The organism is Micromonospora echinofusca (assembly GCF_017614955.1).
Lineage (GTDB): Bacteria > Actinomycetota > Actinomycetes > Mycobacteriales > Micromonosporaceae > Micromonospora > Micromonospora echinofusca_A.
In genome coordinates this window covers 1-3,123 of the sequence record NZ_WVUH01000539.1, presented here as the reverse complement: position 1 = coordinate 3,123, position 3,123 = coordinate 1, and the positions used below count along the sequence as shown (strand labels likewise).

The window sequence follows — 3,123 nt, the reverse complement described above, 5'->3', positions numbered from 1 at the left end:
TGTTACTCACGTTTCACCTGCCGTTGAACCCCTCCGACCCGACCGGACCCGGCCGGGCGCGGTGGGTGTCAGTGCGGGGACCAGCCGGGCAGGGTGGCCGTCAGTTCGGGGACCAGCCGGGCAGGGTGGCCGTCAGTGCGGGGACCAGCCGGCGGAGCGGATGTCCACCCCGTCACCCCGCAACGGGGTGCCCTCGGCCCGCAACCGGGCCCGCGCCTCCACCTCGTGACCCGGTGGCAACCGGCCCGCCGAGTTGACCACCCGGTGCCACGGCACACCGCCACCGTGCCGGGCCATGATCGAACCGACCAGCCGGGCCGAGGCCCGGCCGGACACCTCCGCGAGCGCGTCGGCCACCGCGCCGTACGACATCACCCGCCCCGGCGGGATCCGCTCGACGAGGTCGAGCACCGCCTCGACGTACTCCTCCGGCGTCACGAACCCGTCCCGTCACCCGTCGCCGCCACCGGTGCCGGTGCCGGTGCCGGTGCCGATCGCCACCCGGGCTTCCCGGATGCCGGCCCCGGTGCTGGTGTCGGTGTCGGTGTCGGCGGCGTACCCATCGTCATGACCGGCCAGGATATGGGAACCGCCGCCGGTCGGCCGGGAGGCAGCGCGCAGAATGGGCGGGTGCGTGAAGCGGTGACGACAGCCCAGCGGATCGTGGTCAAGATCGGGTCCTCCTCGCTGACCACGGCCGAGGGCGGACTGGACTCCGACCGGGTGGACGCTCTGGTCGACGCGCTCGGCGGGTTGACCGCCCAGGGGCGGGAGGTGGTGCTGGTCTCCTCCGGTGCCATCGCCGCCGGGCTGGCCCCGCTCGGGCTGCGCCGCCGCCCCCGGGACCTGGCCACCCAGCAGGCCGCCGCCAGCGTCGGGCAGGGACTGCTGATCGGGCGGTACACCAGCAGTTTCGCCCGGCACGGGCTGACCGTCGGGCAGGTGCTGCTCACCGTCGACGACGTGACCCGGCGGGCGCACTACCGCAACGCGTACCGGACCCTGCGCAAGCTGCTCGACCTGCGGGCCGTACCGATCGTCAACGAGAACGACACCGTCGCCACCGACGAGATCCGGTTCGGGGACAACGACCGGCTGGCCGCGCTGGTGGCCGCCCTGGTCCACGCCGACCTGCTGGTCCTCCTCTCCGACGTGGACGCCCTCTACACCGGTGACCCGTCCCGCCCGGACACCACACGGATCAACGAGGTGCGCGACGCCGCCGACCTGGCCGGCATCTCGGTCGGCGGGGCCGGGCGGGCCGGTGTCGGCACCGGGGGCATGGTCACCAAGGTGGAGGCGGCCCGGATCGCCACCGGCTTCGGCATCCCGGTGGTGCTGACCTCGGCCGCACTCGCCGCCGAGGCGCTGTCCGGTGCCGCCGTGGGCACCCTCTTCCACCGGGTACGCCAGCGTCCGACCGCCCGGCTCTTCTGGCTCGCGCACGCCACCTCGCCCCGGGGCCGGCTGCACCTCGACCCGGGCGCGGTGCAGGCGGTCGTCGACCGGCGCAAGTCGCTGCTGCCGGCCGGGATCGTCGCGGTCGACGGGGCGTTCACCGCCGGTGACCCGGTCGACCTGGTCGACACCGAGGGCGCCCCGGTCGCCCGGGGCCTGGTCAACTACGACGCGGTGGAACTGCCCGGACTGCTCGGCCGCTCCACGGGTGAGCTGGCTGCGGCCCTCGGTCCGGCGTACGAACGCGAGGTCGTCCACCGCGACGACCTGGTACTGCTGTAAGGAAGGGCCCCTTCTTATCGCTTTCGGTATAGGAAGGGGCCCTTCCTAACACCTGGGAGGGAAGAGACATGAGCGTCACCGAGCAGGCCCGACGGGCCCGGGAGGCGGCGAACACGCTGGCCACCGCGACGCGTACCCGCAAGGATGCGGCACTGCACGCGATGGCCGACGCGCTGGTGGCGCGTACCCCGGAGATCCTGGCCGCGAACGGGGCGGACCTGGCAGCCGGGCGCGACGCCGGGCTGACCGCGGCCGTGCTCGACCGGTTGGCGCTCGACGAGACCCGGGTCGCCGGCATCGCCGACGCGCTGCGCCAGATGGCCGGCCTGCCCGACCCGGTCGGTGAGGTGGTCCGGGGATCGACCCTGGCCAACGGACTCGAACTGCGCCAGATCCGGGTACCGTTCGGCGTGGTGGGCATCATCTACGAGGCCCGGCCCAACGTCACCGTCGACGCCGCCGGCATCTGCCTGAAGTCCGGCAACGCGGCACTGCTGCGCGGTTCCTCCTCGGCGGCGCACTCCAACGCCGCCCTGGTCGCGGTGCTGCGCGACGCCATCGCGGGGGCCGGGCTGCCGGCCGACGCGGTCCAGCTGCTCGACGCCAGCAGCCGGGACTCGGTGAAGGAACTGATGCGGGCACGGGGGCTGGTCGACGTGCTGATCCCCCGGGGCGGCGCGTCGCTGATCCGGACCGTGGTCGAGGAGTCCACCGTGCCGGTCATCGAGACCGGGGTGGGCAACTGCCACGTCTACGTCGACGCCGCCGCCGACCTGGCCAAGGCGGTGGCGATCACCCTGAACGCCAAGACCCAGCGCCTCTCCACCTGCAACACCGCCGAGTCGCTGCTGGTGCACGCGCAGATCGCCGACGCGTTCCTCCCGCCGATGCTGGCCGCGTTCGCCGACGCCGGTGTCACCGTGCACGGTGACACCCGGGTCGCCGCCCACTCCGACACCGTCGTACCGGTCACCGACGAGGACTTCGCCACGGAGTACCTCTCGGCGGACATCTCGGTCGCCGTCGTCGACTCGCTCGACGACGCGGTCGCGCACATCCGCCGGTACGGATCGGGGCACACCGAGGCGATCGTCACCGACTCGGCCAGCGCCGCCCGCGAGTTCGTCGCCCGGGTCGACTCGGCTGCGGTGATGGTGAACGCCTCCACCCGGTTCACCGACGGCGGCGAGTTCGGCTTCGGTGCGGAGATCGGCATCTCCACCCAGAAGCTGCACGCCCGTGGCCCGATGGGCCTGCCGGAACTGACCTCCACCAAGTACGTCGTCACCGGCGACGGCCACCTGCGGAGCTGACCCGACACCGGGGGCGGCAGGTCGGCGGGCCGGCGCGGGCCCGGTAGGGCGGGTCGCTCCGGAAACCGGG

The 3,123-nt window shown here is 73.5% G+C and carries 3 protein-coding genes; 2 read left to right on the top strand and 1 reads right to left on the bottom strand.

The features are described from left to right. Positions 1-132 precede the first annotated feature (132 nt). A complete protein-coding gene (locus tag GSF22_RS32370) occupies positions 133-438 on the bottom strand; it encodes an MGMT family protein (RefSeq protein ID WP_208817713.1) in 306 nt (101 codons plus the stop codon). Between the two features lie 144 nt (positions 439-582). On the opposite strand from GSF22_RS32370, the gene proB reads away from it, so the two are divergent. Next, positions 583-1,740: a glutamate 5-kinase gene (gene proB / locus GSF22_RS32365; RefSeq protein ID WP_244454541.1), complete on the top strand. Its 1,158-nt coding sequence runs from the start codon at positions 583-585 to the stop codon at positions 1,738-1,740. A 68-nt stretch (positions 1,741-1,808) separates the two neighbouring features. Beyond that, positions 1,809-3,053: a glutamate-5-semialdehyde dehydrogenase gene (locus tag GSF22_RS32360; RefSeq protein ID WP_208817711.1), complete on the top strand. Its 1,245-nt coding sequence runs from the start codon at positions 1,809-1,811 to the stop codon at positions 3,051-3,053. Positions 3,054-3,123: the final 70 nt, after the last annotated feature.